At 65.8% G+C, this 18996-nt stretch carries 15 protein-coding genes and 1 pseudogene; 11 read left to right on the top strand and 5 right to left on the bottom strand.

The features are described 5' to 3' along the window. Positions 1-2: 2 nt before the first annotated feature. From iolB to iolC, 3 genes are read right to left on the bottom strand one after another with little or no spacing between them, the layout of a single operon-like run. Positions 3-875, bottom strand: coding sequence for a 5-deoxy-glucuronate isomerase (iolB, locus tag VE759_RS13055; protein ID WP_324932815.1), 873 nt, complete (start codon positions 873-875; stop codon positions 3-5). A gap of 11 nt (positions 876-886) precedes the next feature. Further along, on the bottom strand, positions 887-1771 hold the full coding sequence (locus VE759_RS13050; RefSeq protein ID WP_324932812.1) for a Cgl0159 family (beta/alpha)8-fold protein: 885 nt from the start codon (positions 1769-1771) through the stop codon (positions 887-889). Then, positions 1764-2732, bottom strand: coding sequence for a 5-dehydro-2-deoxygluconokinase (gene iolC, locus VE759_RS13045; RefSeq protein ID WP_324932809.1), 969 nt, complete (start codon positions 2730-2732; stop codon positions 1764-1766). Before iolC ends, VE759_RS13050 begins: the two co-directional genes overlap by 8 nt. Positions 2733-2887: 155 nt before the next feature. On the opposite strand from iolC, the gene VE759_RS13040 reads away from it, so the two are divergent. The 5 genes from VE759_RS13040 (at position 2888) to VE759_RS13020 (ending at position 7210) form a co-directional block, all read left to right on the top strand. Next, complete coding sequence (locus VE759_RS13040) at positions 2888-3619, top strand: GntR family transcriptional regulator (protein WP_324932806.1); 732 nt, start codon at positions 2888-2890, stop codon at positions 3617-3619. Between the two features lie 59 nt (positions 3620-3678). Continuing rightward, on the top strand, positions 3679-4116 hold the full coding sequence (locus VE759_RS13035) for a type II toxin-antitoxin system Rv0910 family toxin (protein ID WP_324932874.1): 438 nt from the start codon (positions 3679-3681) through the stop codon (positions 4114-4116). 229 nt (positions 4117-4345) lie between these two features. Beyond that, positions 4346-5332: a substrate-binding domain-containing protein gene (locus VE759_RS13030; RefSeq protein ID WP_324932803.1), complete on the top strand. Its 987-nt coding sequence runs from the start codon at positions 4346-4348 to the stop codon at positions 5330-5332. After that, positions 5332-6381, top strand: coding sequence for an ABC transporter permease (locus tag VE759_RS13025; protein WP_324932801.1), 1050 nt, complete (start codon positions 5332-5334; stop codon positions 6379-6381). The genes VE759_RS13030 and VE759_RS13025 overlap by 1 nt, the downstream gene beginning before the upstream one ends. A 4-nt stretch (positions 6382-6385) precedes the next feature. After that, a complete protein-coding gene (locus tag VE759_RS13020) occupies positions 6386-7210 on the top strand; it encodes an ATP-binding cassette domain-containing protein (RefSeq protein WP_324932798.1) in 825 nt (274 codons plus the stop codon). 52 nt (positions 7211-7262) lie between these two features. On the opposite strand, the gene VE759_RS13015 is transcribed toward VE759_RS13020, so the two are convergent. Further along, positions 7263-9521 (bottom strand): YncE family protein, encoded by a 2259-nt coding sequence (locus tag VE759_RS13015; RefSeq protein ID WP_324932795.1) that lies wholly within the window; start codon positions 9519-9521, stop codon positions 7263-7265. A gap of 647 nt (positions 9522-10168) precedes the next feature. Here VE759_RS13015 and VE759_RS13010 point away from each other — a divergent pair. The 5 genes and pseudogenes from VE759_RS13010 (at position 10169) to VE759_RS12990 (ending at position 15779) form a co-directional block, all read left to right on the top strand. Further along, on the top strand, positions 10169-12139 hold the full coding sequence (locus tag VE759_RS13010; protein ID WP_414687903.1) for a 2-oxoacid:acceptor oxidoreductase subunit alpha: 1971 nt from the start codon (positions 10169-10171) through the stop codon (positions 12137-12139). Further along, positions 12136-13203 carry a 2-oxoacid:ferredoxin oxidoreductase subunit beta gene (locus tag VE759_RS13005; RefSeq protein ID WP_324932792.1) on the top strand — a complete coding sequence of 356 codons (1068 nt, stop codon included), beginning with the start codon at positions 12136-12138 and terminating at the stop codon, positions 13201-13203. Before VE759_RS13010 ends, VE759_RS13005 begins: the two co-directional genes overlap by 4 nt. Position 13204: 1 nt before the next feature. Continuing rightward, complete coding sequence (mobA, locus tag VE759_RS13000) at positions 13205-13783, top strand: molybdenum cofactor guanylyltransferase (RefSeq protein ID WP_324932789.1); 579 nt, start codon at positions 13205-13207, stop codon at positions 13781-13783. Between the two features lie 1045 nt (positions 13784-14828). Continuing rightward, positions 14829-15062: pseudogene (locus VE759_RS12995) on the top strand (transglycosylase family protein); the annotation flags it as partial. Positions 15063-15344: 282 nt separating this feature from the next. Next, positions 15345-15779 carry a transglycosylase family protein gene (locus VE759_RS12990; protein ID WP_324932786.1) on the top strand — a complete coding sequence of 145 codons (435 nt, stop codon included), beginning with the start codon at positions 15345-15347 and terminating at the stop codon, positions 15777-15779. A 39-nt stretch (positions 15780-15818) separates the two neighbouring features. Here VE759_RS12990 and VE759_RS12985 read toward each other — a convergent pair whose 3' ends face one another. Continuing rightward, complete coding sequence (locus VE759_RS12985; protein ID WP_324932783.1) at positions 15819-16988, bottom strand: FAD-dependent oxidoreductase; 1170 nt, start codon at positions 16986-16988, stop codon at positions 15819-15821. A gap of 25 nt (positions 16989-17013) precedes the next feature. Between VE759_RS12985 and VE759_RS12980 the strand changes: the two genes are divergently transcribed. Further along, positions 17014-18987, top strand: coding sequence for a S9 family peptidase (locus tag VE759_RS12980; protein WP_324932779.1), 1974 nt, complete (start codon positions 17014-17016; stop codon positions 18985-18987). Positions 18988-18996: the final 9 nt, after the last annotated feature.

Below are 18996 nucleotides of genomic sequence, written 5' to 3'. Positions count from 1 at the left end.
GGCTAGTCTCCTGCTCGCAACGGGAGTCGCGGGTCGACCTGTTGGTGGTCCCAGGTATCGCGGAGCCAATCCTGATGCGGGTCGAAACTGATCAGCCAGGCCCGCTTCGGGCCGGAGCCCGCCATCACGTTGAGGTAATACATGTGGTGGCCCGGTGCGGCGATCGACGGGCCGTGGTAGCCGTGCGGTACCAGAACGACGTCCCCCGACCGCACTTCCTCGAGCACCTCGATCGGGCGTGCGGGCGTGCCATACACCCGGTGATAGCCGAACCCCGGTGTGCCGGTTGGCCCGTCGTGGATCTCGAAGTAGTAGATCTCCTCGAGCTGTGTCTCGACCGCGGTGTTCTCGTCGTGCTTGTGAGCCGGATAGGACGACCAGTTGCCCGCTGGCGTGATCACCTCGCACGCGATGATCGAGTCGGCCTCGAAGACGTCGGCGGTGGCGAAGTTGTGCACCTCGCGACTGCAGTTGCCGGCACCGCGCAGTTCGACCGCCACGTTGGCCGCGGCACCGTAGCGGAACGGCAGCTGCCGGCCGGCCCGCGCGCCGCACAACGCGACCCTAGCACCGGTTGCGCTGGAGATGCGGAAGTCGTTGTCGCGGCCGACGTAGGCGAAGTCCGTCGGTCCGTGGAACACCGATTGCCTTCCCGCCAGATCGAACTCGTCGCCGTCGCACGAAACGTCGGCCGAGCCGGAAAGCGGCACGACAAGAATCTCGTCATCACCCGACTGGCGATCGATCGATTCACTCGGGCCCAGTTCGACCACCCACAGACTGGATTCGGCCCAACCCGCCGACTCCGGCGTGATCGACACCGTGAACGGGTGGGTTCCGCTCGACTCCGCGGGCACGTACAGCTTGCCGTTCACGTTTGAATCCCTCAGCGCACCAAAGACACCGCGGTGTCGACCGCGGCGGAGACGTTGTCGTCAGCGGGGTACAACAAGGTCCGACCGACGACCAGTCCACGAACCGACGGGAGCGTCAGCGCCTTGGCCCAGCTGGCGAACGTTGCGTCGGCGTCGGTAGGGTCACCGCCGAGCAGCAGCGTCGGCAGCGTCGTCGCATCCATGACGCGCTCCATCTCGTCGACCACGGGCAGTTTCATCCAGGTATACGCCGACGTCGAGCCGAGACCCTGCGCGATGTGGATGGACTTGATCACCGCGTCTGGGCTCAGGTCATTTCGCACCTTACCGTCGACCCGGTTCGACATGAACGGCTCGAGCATCGCCATCAGCCCGTGCTCGGCCAGTTCGTCGACGGCGCGGGCACATTCGGTGAGCATCGACAGGGTGCCCGGGTCCTGCGGATCAATGCGGCACAGCATCTTCGCGCCGTTCATGCGGGCTCGCGCGCTGGCGGCCGCGGTGGTGCCGGTCATCCGGTCGTCGAGTTCGAAGCTGGCGCCTGCCAGGCCGCCGCGGTTCATCGACGAGATGACGACCTTGTCCTGCAGCGCGCCGAGCAGCAACAGGTCTTCCAGGATGTCGCTGGTGGCCAGCACGCCGTCGACGCCCGGATTGGCCAGCGCGGTGCGCAGCCGGTCGAGCAGGTCGGTGCGGCTGTTCATCGCGGTCGGGCGGTCGCCGACCGACAGCGCGCCGCGCGCCGGGTGGTCGGCGGCGACGATCATCAGCCGGCCGTCGCCGCACACGGTCGGCCGGGTGCGACGGGCGGCCCAGGCCCGCGCGATGGCGGCCGGATCCGCCATGCGGAGATCGGTCAGTTCGGCGTAGGTGGTGGCGAAGCCGCGGTCAGGCATTGGCCGCCTCCGTGGCAGATTCGGCGAGATCGGCCACCTCGGAAGCGGTTGGCATCGCCGTCGAGCACTCCAGCCGAGCCGCGACGATCGCGCCGGCAGCGTTGGCGTAGCGCAACGTCTTCTCGAGTGGCCAGCCACCGAGGAGACCGTGGCACAGACTGCCGCCGAAGCTGTCGCCCGCGCCGAGGCCGTTGACCACCTTCACCGGAACCGGTGCGACGGTGACACTTTCGTTGCGGGTGCGACCGAGGACACCCTTGGGGCCCTGCTTGACGATCGCCAGCTCGACGCCGAGGTCTAGCAGCGCGTCGGCGGCGCGACCCGGATCGGACTCGCCGACCGCGACCGCGCACTCCTCCCGGTTGCCGACCGCGACGGTGACGTGCCCGAGCGCGCGGCGAATGTGTTCGCCGGCCGCGGCGGGGGATGCCCAGAACATCGGCCGCCAGTCCAAGTCCAGTACGGTGAACGGCTTGCGTGCGCGCGCCTGGAACGCCGCAAGATGCGTGCTGCGGCTTGGCTCTTCGGACAACCCGGTGACGGTGGACCAGTACAGCCGCGCGTCGTGAACCGCACGCATATCGATATCCTCGGCACGCACCTGCAGGTCGGGCGCCGTCGGCTTGCGGTAGAAGTACAGGGGGAAGTTGTCCGGCGGGAAGATCTCGCAGAACGTGACGGGCGTCGAGTTCTCGGTATCGGTCACCAGACGAGAGTTGTCGACGCCGAGCCGCGCCAGCTCGCGCGACACGAAACGGCCGAACGGGTCGTCACCGACGCCGGAAATGAGCGCCACCTGCCGGCCCAGCCGCGCGGCGGCAACGGCCACGTTCGCCGCGGTGCCGCCGAGGAACTTGCCAAACGACGTCACGTCTTCCAGGCCGACGCCGACCTGAAGCGGGTAGATGTCGACACCGCTGCGGCCGATGGCGAGGACGTCCAGTGCCTGCGTGCTGGTCAAATCGGCTCCCGGGCATTGTGGCGAGTGATTGATTACGACTGTGCACTGTGTCACCCGATCGTGTCAACCATTTGTCCTGACATTCGGACTTTCAATCATGACGATGTTACGATGCAGCTACTCTTATCTGGTCCGAGTACGAGATCGGAGACGACGTGCCGCTGTCGGTTGAACTCGACAGGTCAAGCCCTGTGCCGCTCTACTACCAATTGGCACAAGCGATCGAGGCGGCCATCCGCGACGGGGAGCTGTCGCCGGGCGATCGCTTCGAGAACGAGCTGGCGCTGGCGAAGCGGCTCACGCTGTCGCGGCCGACCACCCGCCGGGCGATCCAGGAACTCGTCGACAAGGGTCTGCTGGTGCGCAAGCGCGGTGTCGGCACGCAGGTGGTGCAAAGTTCCGTGCACCGGCGGGTAGAACTCACCAGCCTGTTCGACGACCTCGTCCGGGCCGGCCAGGAGCCGACCACCCAGCTGCTGGACTACCAGGTCGGAAGGCCAGATGAAGAGGTGGCGCGGGAACTGAACGTGTCTGGCGACCACGACGTGGTGGCGATCCACCGGTTGCGCCGCGCGAACGGCGAGCCGTTGGCGCTGATGATGAACTACCTGCCCGTGGAGATCGCGCCGGAGCCAACCGAGCTGGAGCACACCGGGCTCTACCAGTCACTGCGCGGGCGCGGCGTGCACATCCGGCTGGCCCGCCAGCGTATCGGCGCCCGCGGCGCGACCAGGGCCGAGGCTCGTCTGCTGGAAGAGAAGCCCGGTGCGCCGCTGCTGACCATGAACCGCACCGCGTTCGACGACTCGGGCAGCGCCGTCGAGTACGGTACGCACTGCTATCGCGCGTCCCGCTACTACTTCGACACCACGCTCGTCGACCGGTAGTGGCCGACGCCTGGCGCGCATCCGTTATCGCGCCCACGGCACCGGGTACGTCCCTCGGCATGGCAACGGTCAATGTGACGGTGCGCTCGGACATCGAGCCCTCCCAGGCGTGGGCATTGGCGTCGGACCTCAAGCGCTTCGGCGAGTGGATGACGATTTTCGGTGGCTGGCGAGGCGAGGTGCCGACGACGATCGGCGAAGGCACTTGCGTGTCCTCCTGCATCAAGGTCAAGGGTTTTCGCAACGTCATTCACTGGACGATCACCCGGTACGAGGAACCGCACCTAATCGAGTTGACCGGGCGAGGCCGCGGCGGCATCCGTATCGCCTTGAGAATGATCATCACGGATTGCCGGCCGGGCTCGGCGTTTCATCTGATTGCCGATCTGTCGGGCGGTCTTCTCGCCGGGCCCATCGGCCGGTTAGTGGCCAAGATCATCGAGGCGGATGTGCGCAAGTCGGTTGCCAATCTCGCCGCGTTGCAAGGCGCGCGGTGAACGCGTCGCGAGAACCTCTGCGGCGCCACCACGCTGTCGCCCGTCGATCCGCCGGACGCGCTCGAGGATCGGCGGGTCGCCGAACACCATCTGCGTGCACACTGCAACGATGCAGACGAGCATTTGACATGCAGTCTTAATGTCCGAACAAAGTCTTGACTTTCAGCTGTAAGCCGTATTACATCGATTCCTATCGGGTGTCGTCGGCCCTGAAGGGCAAGGAGTAACGATGAGGTTTCGTCCACTCGCCGCGATCGCCGGAGCAAGCATTCTCATCGTCGGCCTCGCGGCGTGTTCGAGCACGGGCGGCAAACCCCGCGAAACGGGCGGCGGGATGGGCGCGGGGACCGCGGACACCCCACGGATGACGGTCGCGATGATCACGCATGAAGCGCCCGGCGACTCGTTCTGGGATCTGATCCGCAAGGGTGCCCAGACCGCCGCGAAGAAGGACAACATCGAACTGCGCTACTCGAACGACCCCGAGGCTCCCAACCAAGCCAACCTTGTGCAGACCGCCATCGACAGCGGCGTCAAGGGAATCGCGGTCACATTGGCTAAACCCGACGCGATGCGGGCCGCCGTCGCAACCGCCGAGTCGAAGGGAATTCCGGTCGTGGCCTTCAACTCCGGGCTGAAGGACTGGCAGGCGATGGGCGTGAAGGAGTACTTCGGCCAGGACGAGTTCATCGCCGGGCAGGCCGCCGGCGACCGGCTGGCAAAGGACGGCATCAAGAAGACGCTGTGTGTGATCCAGGAGCAGGGCCACGTCGGACTGGAATCCCGCTGCGCGGGCGTCAAGAGCAGCTTCGCGCAAACGGAGAACCTCAACGTCAACGGCAAGGACATGCCTTCGGTCGAGTCGACGATCACCGCGAAGCTGCAGCAGGATCCGGGCGTCGACAGCGTTCTGGCGCTGGGCGCACCATTCGCGCTGACCGCCGTGCAGTCGGTCAAGAACGCCGGCAGTTCGGCGAAGGTGGAAACCTTCGACACGAACGCCGCGCTCGTGCAGTCCATCAAGAATGGCGAAGTTCAGTGGGCGGTCGATCAGCAGCCTTTCCTGCAGGGTTATCTCGCCGTTGACTCGTTGTGGCTGTACCTGAACAACGGCAACGTGATCGGTGGCGGACAGCCCACGCTGACCGGACCGGCCTTCATAGACAAGTCGAACATCAACGCCGTCGCCGACTACGCCAAGAACGGAACGCGCTAATGACTACTCAGGTCGAGATCTCCCATGAAGTCGTCCGCGACGAGCGAGTCAAGGAACGAAACAAGCTGCAGCGTCTGCTGATTCGCCCCGAGATGGGTGCGCTGATCGGGGCTGTCGCGATCTTCGTCTTCTTCATGATCGTGGCACCGCCGTTCCGCAGCCCAGAGGCGCTGGCCACGGTGCTGTACGCCAGCTCGACGATCGGGATCATGGCGTGTGCCGTGGCGCTGTTGATGATCGGCGGCGAGTTCGACCTATCGGCCGGCGTCGCGGTGACCACCAGCTCGCTCGCCGCGTCGATGCTTGCCTACAACTTGCACCTGAATCTGTGGACCGGTGCGGGTCTGGCACTGATCGTGGCGCTGGCGATCGGGTTCTTGAACGGGTATCTGGTGATGAAGACGAAAATCCCCAGCTTCCTGATCACGCTGAGCACGTTCCTGATGCTCACGGGCGTCAACCTCGCTGTCACCAAACTGATTTCGGGCCAGGTGGCCACACCGAGCGTGTCCGACATGCAGGGCTGGGATTCCGCGCGGGCGGTGTTCTCGTCGACGTTCACGTTCGTCGGTGTGCAGGTGCGAATCACCGTGTTGTGGTGGCTGTTGTTTACCGCCGTTGCGTCGTACGTGTTGTTCAAGACCCGCATCGGCAACTGGATCTTTGCCGTCGGCGGCGATCAGGACAGTGCCCGCGCTGTCGGTGTGCCGGTGAACAAGGTGAAGATTGGCCTGTTCATGTTCGTCGGCGTCTGCGCCTGGTTCGTCGGCATGCACCTGTTGTTCGCGTTCAACACCGTGCAGTCGGGTCAGGGCGTCGGTAACGAGTTCCTCTACATCATCGCCGCGGTCATCGGCGGCTGCCTGCTCACCGGCGGCTACGGCACCGCGATCGGCGCAGCGATCGGTGCGTTCATCTTCGGCATGACGAATCAGGGAATCGTCTATGCCGGCTGGAACCCCGACTGGTTCAAGTTTTTCCTCGGCGCGATGCTGCTGTTCGCGGTGATCGCCAACAACGCCTTCCGTGCCTACGCCGCGAAGAGGTGACCCCGTGACCGCAACCGTCGATCGTCCCGTGGAGGAAGCTCCGTCCGGGGGCAAGGTGCCGCTGGTCGAGATGAAGAGTGTGGGCAAGACTTACGGCAATATTGTTGCGTTGAAGGATATTTCGCTGCGGTGCCACGCCGGTGAGGTGACGTGCATCCTCGGCGACAATGGGGCGGGCAAGTCCACGCTGATCAAAATCATCGCCGGCCTGCACCAGCCGACAGAGGGTGAGTTCTTCGTCGACGGCGAGGCGACGAGGTTCAACTCGCCGGCCGAGGCGCTGGCCAAGGGCATCGCGACCGTGTACCAGAACCTGGCCGTGGTCCCGCTGATGCCCGTGTGGCGCAATTTCTTCCTGGGTCAGGAGATTCGGAAGAAGAGCTTCCCGTATTCGTTGGACGCCAATGCAATGCGGGCAACCACGCTGTCGGAGCTGTCGAAGATGGGCATCGACCTCCCCGACGTCGACGTACCGATCCAGTCGCTCTCGGGCGGCCAGCGGCAGTGCGTCGCGATCGCGCGGGCCGTGTTCTTCGGAGCGCGCGTGTTGATCCTCGACGAGCCGACCGCCGCACTGGGCGTCAAGCAATCGGGGGTTGTGCTCAAGTACATCACCGCGGCCAAGGAAGCCGGTTTCGGCGTGGTGTTCATCACCCACAACCCGCACCACGCGCACATGGTGGGCAACCACTTCGTGCTGCTGAACCGCGGCAGGCAGCGGCTTGACTGCACCTACGACGACATCACGCTGGAGCATCTGACCGCCGAGATGGCCGGCGGCGACGAACTCGAGGCGCTGTCACACGAACTGCGCGGCGGCCAAGGGTAGATCGCCCTGCGCTCGAGCGTGCGTGTCGCGCCAACGACGCGCCGTCCGGGTATCAGGTCGAGATCACCGACACGCCGTCGCCGTGGTGCACATAGACCCGTGATCCGTCGGAACTGAGGGTCAGGTCAAACGGGTCGGCGCCGACCGCGATCGTCGATGCGACGGTGCCGCCGGCGGTGTCGATTACCGAAACCGAGTCGTCGCGGGTGTTGGCGACATACGCACGTGACCCGTCGGGGCTGACCGCGATGCGGCAGGGCTGACCACCGACCGCGATCGTGGCGGTGACGGTGCCGTTGTCGGTCTCGATCGCCGAGACGGAGTCGTCACGGAGGTTGACGGCGTAGGCCCGACTGCTGTCCGGACTGACCGCGACGTCCCAGGGGTGGCGGCCGACCTTAATCGTGGTGACCACGCTGGTTTCGGTATCGATCATCGACACGGCATGGCGATTCGTAGACGTGACGTACGCACGGGCGCTGTCCGGGCTAAACACCAAGGGAGACAGCTCATCACCGAACCTGAGGGTTGCGATCACGTTGTGGTACGCGTCGCTGCGCGGGTCCGCGTCGATCACATGCAGCGATCCGTGGTGAGTGGTGTTGACGTAGACGCGGTGACCGTCGGGGCTGACCGCCACGCGGTACGGGCGACCGCGTACCGGGATTGTCGCGATCGCGTTCGTATCCATCTCGATCGCGGTCACGGCGTTGTTGCCGCGACCGATCGCGTAGACCCGCGTTCCATCCGGCGTCAACCGCACGTCCGCGGGCGAATCGGTGAGGTCGATCCGGGTAATGACGGTGTTGCAGCTCGGACTGCGGGGGTCGGTGTCGATTATCGAAATGTAGGCCTCGTTCTCGTTGATCGCGTACGCGCGAGTGCCACCGAGACCCGGCACCACGCCGGTGCACCATGCGGCACCCACATCGATGGTGGCGATCACTGTGCGGTAGGTGCCGCTGCGGCGATCCGTGTCGATGACCGAAATCGACCCGTCGTGGTAGTTACTGACGTAAGCGCGGGTGCTGTCGGGGCTGATCACCACAGCCGACGGATACGCGCCGACCGCTACGCTGACCGGCTCGGCCGACGCATCTTGCACCGTGACCGACTCGTTGTCGGTGTCGGTGGTGTAAATGCGGTCGGCGTTCGCATCGAGCGTGACGTCGCAGACGGCCCTGTCCACGTCGACCGTTCGCACTGTTTGCTTCGGACGCCAGCCTTGGGTGACCGTTCGCCGCCGGTCCGGCGCGATCACCGAGACGGCGTTCGACGAGAAGTCAGTGAAATAGGCCCAGCCGGTGCGCGGGTCCACCGTGATGTCGTACGGCGCACCGGCGGAGATGGTTGTGACGGCTGCCGTTGCGAGATCGATCACCGAGATCGAGCCCGCTTGTCGCGACGTGTCCAGCTCGGTGACGAAGGCGAACCTGTTATCGCTGCCGATCGCGACACCGATGGGGTGAGCACCAACCAGGATGGTCTCGTCAACCGTTCCGGTGAACAGGTCGATCACCGACACCGAGCCGCTCCCAACATTGGTCACGTACGCGCGATCTCCGTCGGGGCCGACGGCCACGCGGCCCGGATTCTTGCCGACCCGCACCGTCGTGGTCACGGAATGTGTGGTGGCCTCGATGAGCGAAACGGAGTCGTCGTCGTTGTTGACGACGTAGATGTACTTGCCGTCGGGGGTGATCGCCACACCCGTCGGGCCGGCGCCGACCGCAACGGTGTCGCACACGGCGCCGAGCGCGGTGTCGATCACTGAAACCGAGTTGTCGGACTGAGTAGTGATGTACGCACGTGCGCCGTCCGGGCTGACGACAACCCCGAATGGGTTGTTTCCTACCGGAACCGTGGCCGTGACGACGCGGCTGGCCGTGTCGATCACCGAGACCGAATTATCGGCGGCGTTAGCAACATATCCACGGGTGCTATCCGGGTCCATCGCTATGCCATACGGGCCGCTGCCAACGCGGATCGTTGCCGTGACTGTTCTGGTTGCGGTATTGACAACCGACACCGATGCATCGGCACTATTCACCACGTATGCGCGGGTACCGGCGGGGTCGAGCGTAATCGCGGTGGGGAAGGCGCCGACTGGCACGGCTGCGCCCAAGATCTTGAAATTTCTGTGGGTTTCGGCGTAGTCGACGGATTCGGCAGTCGCCGGTTTGACGAGTGTCTGCCGCCGACGGGCGTGGCGGTGCGGTGTGCGGCGAAACGTCCCACCGACCCGATCGAGCACCGGCGGCGGCGTTGCTGACGCGACGGCGCTAGCAATAGCTGGCGGCACGAAGCTCATGGGCCCCGCCCGGATTGGCAAATCCCGACCCATGGTTATTGAGCATATGTTCGACACATGCGTACGGCATGCGTAATGCACTACCCGAATTTGCGCGCCTTCGAATTCAACTGCTTCAAACTAGCCAGGGTGATGCCAGCCACTGGTGGGCCGCGTCGGCGGTGCCGAGCGGCGGCGGCGCCACGGCACATGTCGTGCGTGAACTACACGCTGGCCTGACCTCGCCCGAGCGCCTCGCACACCCCAGGAGATCGGCGGCCCCGGCGATTTCACTGCCCGATCTGCTGGACCGGCGCGTGCCGCCGCCGTGTTGCCTGCGGAGCCGCTTCGACCGTCGCCGGTTCAGGTGGTGACGCCGTTGCACATGCCCGGCTAGTGCCCGCCCCGCAACGAGCCAGCTCGGCTGAGAAGTGCTAGCTGAGCTAGCAAGCGTCCTTAGAATTCGCACGACACAACAGTGACGAAAACCACAGTTCCAGCGTGCGGGGCGCGTGTCACGCTCGGTGACCTCCCTATTTTGGTGCACCCTGAGTGTGGAGCTATACGCGAGGGCGGCGAAGGATACCTAAGGAAAGTGCAATAATGGTACTGACAGTGACAGAAAATTGGTGGCACGCCAGCGAGCAGCGGTGAAAGGTGGGTTGTCCGTGGGCCTCAGCGGCAACGGCGCCAAGTTAGACAGTTCAGACACTGAGGTAGGCGGCGGCTCCGCAGGCTCGGCGCCGGGGCGCCAGAAACTGGAAAAGGTCGTTATCCGATTCGCGGGCGACTCCGGCGACGGCATGCAGCTGACCGGCGACCGATTCACGTCTGAAGCAGCGCTTTTCGGCAACGACCTGGCCACCCAACCGAACTTTCCCGCCGAGATTCGCGCCCCGCAGGGCACGCTGCCCGGCGTGTCGTCGTTCCAGATTCAGATCGCCGATTACGACATTCTCACCGCCGGCGACCGCCCCGACGTCTTGGTCGCGATGAATCCGGCCGCGCTGAAGGCCAACGTCGCCGACCTGCCCCGCGGCGGATTGATCATTGCCAACTCCGACGAGTTCACCAAGCGCAACCTCGCCAAGGTCGGTTACGAGTCCAACCCGCTGGAATCCGACGGCCTGTCGGACTATGTCGTGCAATCCGTACCGATGACGTCGCTGACGCTTGGCGCGGTCGAGTCGATCGGCGCCTCTAAGAAGGACGGCCAGCGCGCCAAGAATATGTTCGCGCTCGGGCTGCTCTCGTGGATGTACGGCCGCGAGCTCGAGCACAGCGAGGCGTTCATCAGGGAGAAATTCGGCCGTAAGCCCGACGTCGCCCAGGCCAACGTGCTGGCGCTGCGCGCCGGCTGGAACTACGGCGAGACCACCGAGGCGTTCGGCACCACCTATGAGGTACCTCCGGCCAAGCTGCAACCGGGCGAGTACCGGCAGATCTCCGGTAACACCGCGCTGGCCTACGGCATCATCACGGCCGGCCAGCTTGCGGGCATCCGGGTCGTGCTCGGTAGTTACCCGATCACGCCAGCGTCCGACATCCTGCACGAGCTGTCCAAGCACAAGAACTTCAACGTCATCACGCTGCAGGCCGAAGACGAGATCGCAGGCATCGGCGCGGCGCTGGGCGCGTCCTACGGCGGCGCGATCGGCGTGACGAGTACGTCGGGCCCCGGCCTGTCGCTGAAGTCCGAGGCGATCGGCCTCGCCGTGATGACCGAGCTGCCGCTGTTGGTTATCGACGTGCAACGCGGTGGCCCGTCCACGGGTCTGCCCACCAAGACCGAGCAGGCCGATCTGCTGCAGGCGTTATATGGGCGCAACGGCGAATCGCCGGTCGCGGTGCTGGCCCCGCGGTCGCCGTCGGACTGCTTCCGGGCCGCCCTGGAGGCGGTGCGTATCGCGCTGACCTATCACACACCGGTGCTGCTGCTGTCCGACGGAGCAATCGCCAACGGCTCCGAGCCGTGGCGCATCCCGGATGTCAGCACGTTCGAACCGATCGAGCACACGTTGGCCCAGCCCGACACGCCCTTCCAGCCCTATGCCCGGGATCCCGAGACGCTGGCGCGTCAATTCGCCGTTCCCGGCACGCCCGGTCTCGAACATCGCATCGGTGGACTGGAGGCGGCCAACGGCTCCGGAAACATCTCTTACGAGCCGGCCAACCACGACCTGATGGTCCGGTTGCGCCGAGCCAAGATCGACGGTATTACGGTTCCCGACCTCGAGGTCGACGACCCGACCGGCGACGCCGACCTGCTGATGCTGGGTTGGGGCAGCAGCTACGGTCCGATCGGCGAAGCCTGCCGGCGCGCGCGCCGCAAAGGCCTGAAGGTGGCTCAGGCGCATCTACGTCACCTGAACCCCTTCCCGGCCAACCTCGGTGACGTGCTGCGTGGTTACCAGAGGGTCGTGCTGCCGGAGATGAACCTCGGTCAGTTGGCGCTACTGCTGCGCGGGAAGTATCTGGTCGATGTGCAATCGGTGACCAAGGTGGCCGGGATGGCGTTTCTGGCCGACGAGGTCGAGGGCATCATCGATGCCGCCCTGGACGGGACGCTTGCCGGGAAGGAAAGTGACAAGGCCAAGTTCGCCAGGCTGGCGGCGGCCACCATAGGAGCTAGTGCATGACTGACGCGATAGGTACGGATCTGGGCCTGACCGCTACCAGCGGTGTGCCCGCCACCGACCAGCCGCAGAAGGCCAAGGACTTCACCAGCGACCAGGAGGTCCGCTGGTGCCCCGGCTGCGGCGACTACGTCATCCTCAACACGATCCGCAACTTCCTGCCCGAGTTGGGGTTGCGCCGCGAGAACATCGTGTTCGTCAGCGGCATCGGATGCTCGAGCCGCTTCCCCTACTACTTGGAGACCTACGGCCTGCACTCCATTCACGGTCGCGCGCCGGCCATCGCTACCGGGCTTGCCGTGGCGCGGGAGGACCTGTCGGTCTGGGTCGTGACGGGTGACGGCGACGCCCTCTCGATCGGCGGCAATCACCTGATCCACGCGCTGCGCCGCAACGTCAACATGACCATTCTGCTGTTCAACAACCGGATCTACGGCCTTACCAAGGGCCAGTACTCGCCGACGTCCGAGGTCGGCAAGATCACCAAGTCGACGCCGATGGGTTCACTGGACTATCCGTTCAACCCGGTCTCGCTTGCACTGGGCGCGGAGGCGACGTTCGTGGCCCGTGCGTTGGACTCCGACCGCAAGGGGTTGTCCGAGGTGCTGCGCGCCGCCGCCGCCCACCGCGGCTCGGCGCTCGTGGAAATCCTGCAGGATTGCCCCATTTTCAACGACGGATCGTTCGACTTGCTGCGCAAGGACGGCGCGGAGGAGCGCGTGATCAACGTCGCCCAGGGCCAACCGATCACCTTCGGCAACAACGGCGAGTACTGCGTGGTGCCGTCCGGGTTCGGGCTCGAGGTGGCCAAGACGGCGGACGTTTCGGTCGGCGAGATCGTCGTGCACGACGCCACCCTCGAGGACTCGGCCTACGCATTCGCACTCTCGCGGCTGTCGGAGCAGAATCTCGAGCACTCCGTGATGGGTATCTTCCGCAACATCACCAGACCGACGTACGACGATGCGGCGCGGGCCCAGGTCCACGGCGCCGTCGAGGCGAAGGCACACGACAGCGCGGCGCTGCAGCAGCTGCTGAGCGGCCGCGACACATGGACGGTCAACTGACGTGACCGCCGCCGCTCCGCTCGCCGGGGTGGTGCTGGCGGGTGGAGCGTCGCGCCGCATGGGCCGCGACAAGGCCACTCTGCCGTACCGCGGCGCGACACTCGTCGAATACGTGGTCGGGGTCGTGAAGCACCGCTTCGATCCCGTTTTCGTCGTCGCCGCGCCGGGCCAGCGGTTACCGGCGGTCCAGGCCAAGATCCTGCGTGACGAGGTGCGCGGCGTCGGACCACTGGCCGCGACGGGGATTGGCTTGCGCGCCGCCCGACAGGTCGGCGCCGAATGGGCGTTTGTCTGCGCCACCGACATGCCGTTCCTGGACACTGAATACCTCGACATGTTGCTGGGCTGCTCGCGGAACCTGGCCGCCGACGTGGTGCTGCCCTGGGACGGGCGAGACCACTACCTGGCCGCGCTGTATCGTACGACGCTGGCAGAGCGCATCGACGCGCTCGTTGCCGACGGCGAACGCAGCATGGCCGCGTTGGTCAATGTCGTCGACGCGCAGCGCATCGTGACCGACCGCTCCATACCGCTGACCAACGTCAACAGCGCCACCGACCTGAGCGCCATCAGCTCCTAGCCCCAAATAAATCAGCAAATTCTCTTAGCAACATTATTTGATGTCCGTCAGGCTAATAGCTGTTGTGGCTTATCACGCGCATCGTTATCTTATCGCTACTTGTGGCGAGGTGTCTCTGCCGAAACACCTTAAAACCATTGACGATTGAACCGACGGTGGGCGGGAACCCCGTCCGTCCGACCAAGATCGCAATTTGGATGCTCGGCCGCCAAAGTGGGGCCTTCATAATAACTTTCGGCGAGCATCGAGTTAACCTAGCGCCGTGTCCGTTGAGGCGAGGGTACGTCCCACGGTGCACGTTATCTCCATAATCCGTTGCGCTGAAGGCGATTTGAGTTCCGCAGGTGACTACCGCCGAATTGTGCTCACATGCGAGCCAACGTGTCTGAAACAGGCTGTGGCACAATCAGTTTAGGTGTATTGACCACGAATTAACCGGCTGTGCAGCATCCTACGAGGGTCATGGGCAGCTTGGCGACCAATGTCGGTGTCGCCGAACAATCTTGACGATGCTGATTGGGGTGGCCCACGTCACAGATTCCGGGTGATTTGAGTCACGCTGCGCTCCGTGAAGCCGCGTGTCGTACCGAACGCAAATTGACGTGGTGACCTGCGGGAACCATAAGTTTCCCTCGCCGTGATCGTTCCGTTACCTGCTTGCGATCTGTGCGTCGCCGATGTGACTTACCGCGAACTGGTTTGTACGGTCCCCTTCGTCCCGCAATGGGCAAACAAATTCAAATCGCGGAACCTGCGTGTGAGTTGGGGCTGCGGAGGGCCGAACGGCCCTCGGTGGCCGCCGGGTGCGAGGCCCGGTGAGGCCGGTGGTGCCTCCCCGTCGGGCCTGACCGAGACGGCCCGATCCGATCAACTACCCGCCGACGGAAGGCAGTCAAAGCCGGATGTGGGCGGTGTGCGGCGCGCGCTTGGCGAAAGGAATGAAGTGACGAAGATCCGTAAGCCGTTCACCAGGGCGCTCACGCTTGCCGGCGTTGGCGGCGCGCTCGCCGTCGCCCCCCTGGCGATGTCCACGAGTACCGCGCACGCAGACAGCGTGAATTGGGACGCCATCGCCGCATGCGAGTCCGGCGGCAACTGGTCGACCAGCACCGGCAACGGCTACCACGGCGGCCTGCAGTTCACGTTGGGCACGTGGCGCGCCAACGGCGGCGCCGGCACGCCGGAGAACGCGTCGCGTGAGGAGCAGATCCGGGTGGCCGAGAACGTGCTGTACACACAGGGGCTGGGCGCCTGGCCGGTTTGCGGCAGGCGCGGCTAACCACAGCGTCCGACGGGAGTGTGACGGCGTCGGGTGCTTTGCCCGGCGCCGTCGTGCTTTGCCCGGTGCCGTCGTGCTTTGCCCGGCGCCGTCGACCTGCTAGACCTCACCAGTTCCATCAAACACATCTGCTATCTCAGATAACTCTGAACGCGGCTGTAACGGCTGCCTCAAATAACACGATCTACACCACGACCGCACCCTGGGAAGGCGCCTCCTCACTCGCGGCCTTTGTTTTGGCGCGTCGGCGACGCGCTCGGCGAAAGGATCGAAGTGAGGAGCATGCGCGCGCCTCTTGGCATGGCCGCGTTCACTGTTGCGCTCATTGCCGTCCCGATGGCGCTATCGACCGCCACGGCGAAGGCGGACAGCGTCGACTGGGACGCGATCGCACAGTGCGAATCCGGCGGCAACTGGGCAACCAACACTGGCAATGGCCGTTACGGCGGCCTGCAGTTCAAGCAGTCCACCTGGGCCGCCAATGGCGGCGTCGGCTCGCCGGCCAACGCGACGCGTGAGGAGCAGATCCGGGTCGCCGAGAACGTGCTGCACACACAGGGGGTGGGCGCCTGGCCACGGTGCGGCACAAGTGGCGGAGGTCCTTCGCTGTGGAGCACCTCGGCCCCGTCGAGCTGCCAACTGCTACCGGGCGGCCTGCTACCCGTGGTGAACCTGCAGCGCCTGTGCTCTTCCGTGCTGAGCCCGCTCGGCCTGTAGAGCCCCGCACGAGCAGCCCGGCCCAGGCGAGTCCGGCGGTCACGCCGGCTCGGGGTCGCGGTCGGCCGGCATCGTGAAGGCCGCCGAGGAAGCGACGGCGGCCAGATGCCGGGTGAGCACCGCCTCGGGCACGAGAACTGTGACGCGGCTGGCGGCGGCGCCGAGAAACGCCGGACGCAGGTTCACGATGCGACCGATCAGCGCCGACTCGCGGACCAGCGGCTGGATCCGGTGACGACGGAACGCCTCGAAACTCGCAAACGCGGTCGGCAGGTCATCGCCGTCGCCGACGAACGCGGCGAGTATCGCCGCGTCTTCCAGCCCCTGGCAGCCACCCTGACCCAGATGCGGCCGCATCGGATGCGCGGCATCGCCAACGAGCACGATCCGTGCGCTGGACCAGTGCCGTGCGGTGGCGCGGTCATAGAGGTCATTCCTCAGCACGGCCGCCGGATCGGTGGTTGTCAGGATCGCGGGCATCGGCTGCGCCCAGCTCAGATACTTCCGCTGGAGATATGCCAGCTCGCCTTCGGCTGCGGCGGATCCCTCGGGCGTGCGTTCGGTGGCGAACCAATAGGTGCGGCCGGCTCCCATCGGCACGTGTCCGAACTCCACGCCGGCGCCGAGCGTCTCGCCGGCCAAATCCGGGTCGATGTCACAGTCGGCGACGCCACGCCACGCGGTGTAGCCGGCATACCGGACGGGCAGCGGTCCATTGAGGTGCCGGGCCACCACAGAGCGGACGCCGTCGGCGCCGACAACCGCCGCGGCCGCGCGCGTGCTGCCGTCCGAGAGCCGCAACCGGACCCCGTCGGTGGTGGCCGTCAGATCCCGCACCGCAATGCCGTACTGGATGCCGTCTGCGGCCAGTCCGCTGGACAATATCTCGGTCAGCGTGCAGCGCCGTATCACCACCAACGGTTCCCCCAGCGCGCTGACGATGCGGTCGCGCTGCGGCCGGCGCAACCACGTGCCGTCGCGCCAGCGCAGCGCTCCCGCCGTAACACGGCCCCCCGCCGCACGCACGGCGTCGCCCAGCCCGATCTGATCAAGTGCGGCCAGGGCGTTGGGCCAGATGGTGATGCCCGCACCCGACGACGTGTCGGTGCGCTCCTCGAGCACCGTGACGTCGTGACCGCGACGCTGCAGCGCAACCGCGGTCGCCAGCCCGGCGATCCCGGCCCCCACCACGACGATGCCCCGCGCCATGGGTCGACTGTGCTACCAACGGGGAATGGACGCAACGCCGTTCGGTGAGCTCGACGACTATCTCGCACTGCCGCGGGTGTCCGGCCTGGCCATGTCGGCTGACGGATCACGGATGGTGACGACGATCGCCGAATTGAACGAAAAACGTACGGAATTCGTCGCTGCGATCTGGGAAGTCGACCCGCAAGGCCGACGGCCCGCGCGCCGCCTCACCCGCGGCGCCAGGGGTGAATCCTCGCCGTCGTTCACCGCGGACGGGGACGTGCTGTTCATCGCGTCGCGACCGAGACCCGACGACGACAAACCACCCGCCGCGCTGTGGCGGCTACCCGCCGACGGCGGAGAGGCGGTCGAAGTACTGAACACGCCCGGCGGCATCACCGCGGTGCGCACCGCCAGGGACGCCGGTACCGCCGTGGTCGCCACGCCAATCCTGCCCTCGGCCGAGAGCATCGACGACGACCGGCGATTGCGGCGGCTGCGCAAGGACAACGAGGTGACAGCGATTTTGCACACCGGCTACCCGGTACGGTTCTGGGACTCCGAGCTCGGACCCGATCAGCCCCATCTGGTCGAGGCTAACGTCAGAAGCGACCTCACCCCGCAGCCCGGAGATGCATTGCGGGAGGCCCATTACGACATCAGCCCCGACGGACAGTTCGTCGTGACCACCTGGCGGGCGCCCGCACCGGGTGCATCGGTGCGCTCGGTGCTACTCCGCATCGATCTCGAGACAGGTGAGCGTTACGTGATCGCCGGCGATCCCGGTGCGGACTTGGAGCATCCGGCAATCGCACCGGACGGTTCCGCCGTCGCGTTCACCCGCGAAACCGTCTCGACACCACAACAGTCACCGCGAATCACCCTGTGCCGGCTGGCGTTCGGCCACGACGCGGTGTGTGCCACACCGGGCTGGGACCGCTGGCCCGCGTCGGTGGCCTGGTCGCACGACGGCGCCGCGTTGATCGTCACCGCCGACCAGGCGGGGCGCACACCGATATTCCGGATCGACCTGGGCACTTCGACGATCACCCAACTCACCGACGACGAGTTTGCATACACCGATGTCACACCGGCGCCCGACGGCGTGCTCTACGCGCTGCGTAGCTCGTACCGAACTCCGCCGCACCCCGTGCGTATCGACGCCGACGGAGCCGTCACCGTGCTGAGATGCATCGAATTGCCAGCTCTGCCCGGCGAATTGACCGAGATCACGGCCGCCGCAGCCGATGGGCCGCCGGTGCGGTCCTGGCTGGTGCTGCCCGACCGCGTTGACCCTGCCCCGCTGCTGCTGTGGATACACGGCGGACCGCTGGGTAGCTGGAACAGCTGGCACTGGCGGTGGAACCCGTGGCTGTTCGCCGCCCAGGGCTACGCCGTGCTGCTTCCCGACCCCGCGCTGTCCACCGGATACGGGCAAGACTTCGTCCAGCGCGGCTGGGGTGCTTGGGGCAAAGCGCCATACGACGACTTGATGGCCGCCACCGACGCGGCGGTCGCACACCCGCGGATCGACGCCGCCCGTACCGCGGCCATGGGCGGTTCGTTCGGCGGTTACATGGCCAATTGGATTGCGGGCCACACCGATCGGTTTGGGGCAATCGTCTCGCATGCCGGCCTGTGGGCACTGGATCAGTTCGGGTCGACGACCGACACCGCGTACTATTGGCGGCGCGAGATGACGCCGGAGATGGCCGAGGCGAACTCGCCGCACCGCTTCGTCGACCGGATCGCCACGCCGATGCTGGTGATCCACGGCAACAAGGACTTTCGCGTGCCGATCGGCGAGGGACTGCGGCTGTGGTACGAACTGCTGGCCCGTTCGGCGCTACCCGCGGACGAGCACGGTGGCAGTCCGCACCGGTTCTTGCATTTTCCTACCGAGCACCACTGGGTGCTCGCTCCGCAGCACACCAAGATCTGGTATCAGGCGGTGATCGGTTTCCTCGCACGTCACGTACTCGGCCAAGACATCCAATTGCCCGAACTGCTCGGGTAGCGTCGACCG

The sequence above is a fragment of the Mycobacterium sp. genome, assembly GCF_035640695.1.
Taxonomy (GTDB): Bacteria; Actinomycetota; Actinomycetes; order Mycobacteriales; family Mycobacteriaceae; genus Mycobacterium.
The sequence above is the reverse complement of the archived record's forward strand: the minus strand, read 5'-3'. Positions and strand labels throughout refer to the sequence as shown.

Coding starts and splice junctions, on each gene's coding strand:
- VE759_RS13050 (WP_324932812.1), bottom strand. CDS start 1,771: ATGCCTGACCGCGGCTTCGCCACCACCTACGCCGAACTGACCGATCTC.
- VE759_RS12980 (WP_324932779.1), top strand. CDS start 17,014: ATGGACGCAACGCCGTTCGGTGAGCTCGACGACTATCTCGCACTGCCG.
- VE759_RS13030 (WP_324932803.1), top strand. CDS start 4,346: ATGAGGTTTCGTCCACTCGCCGCGATCGCCGGAGCAAGCATTCTCATC.
- VE759_RS13005 (WP_324932792.1), top strand. CDS start 12,136: ATGACTGACGCGATAGGTACGGATCTGGGCCTGACCGCTACCAGCGGT.
- VE759_RS13025 (WP_324932801.1), top strand. CDS start 5,332: ATGACTACTCAGGTCGAGATCTCCCATGAAGTCGTCCGCGACGAGCGA.
- VE759_RS13035 (WP_324932874.1), top strand. CDS start 3,679: ATGGCAACGGTCAATGTGACGGTGCGCTCGGACATCGAGCCCTCCCAG.
- VE759_RS12990 (WP_324932786.1), top strand. CDS start 15,345: ATGCGCGCGCCTCTTGGCATGGCCGCGTTCACTGTTGCGCTCATTGCC.
- VE759_RS13015 (WP_324932795.1), bottom strand. CDS start 9,521: ATGAGCTTCGTGCCGCCAGCTATTGCTAGCGCCGTCGCGTCAGCAACG.
- VE759_RS12985 (WP_324932783.1), bottom strand. CDS start 16,988: ATGGCGCGGGGCATCGTCGTGGTGGGGGCCGGGATCGCCGGGCTGGCG.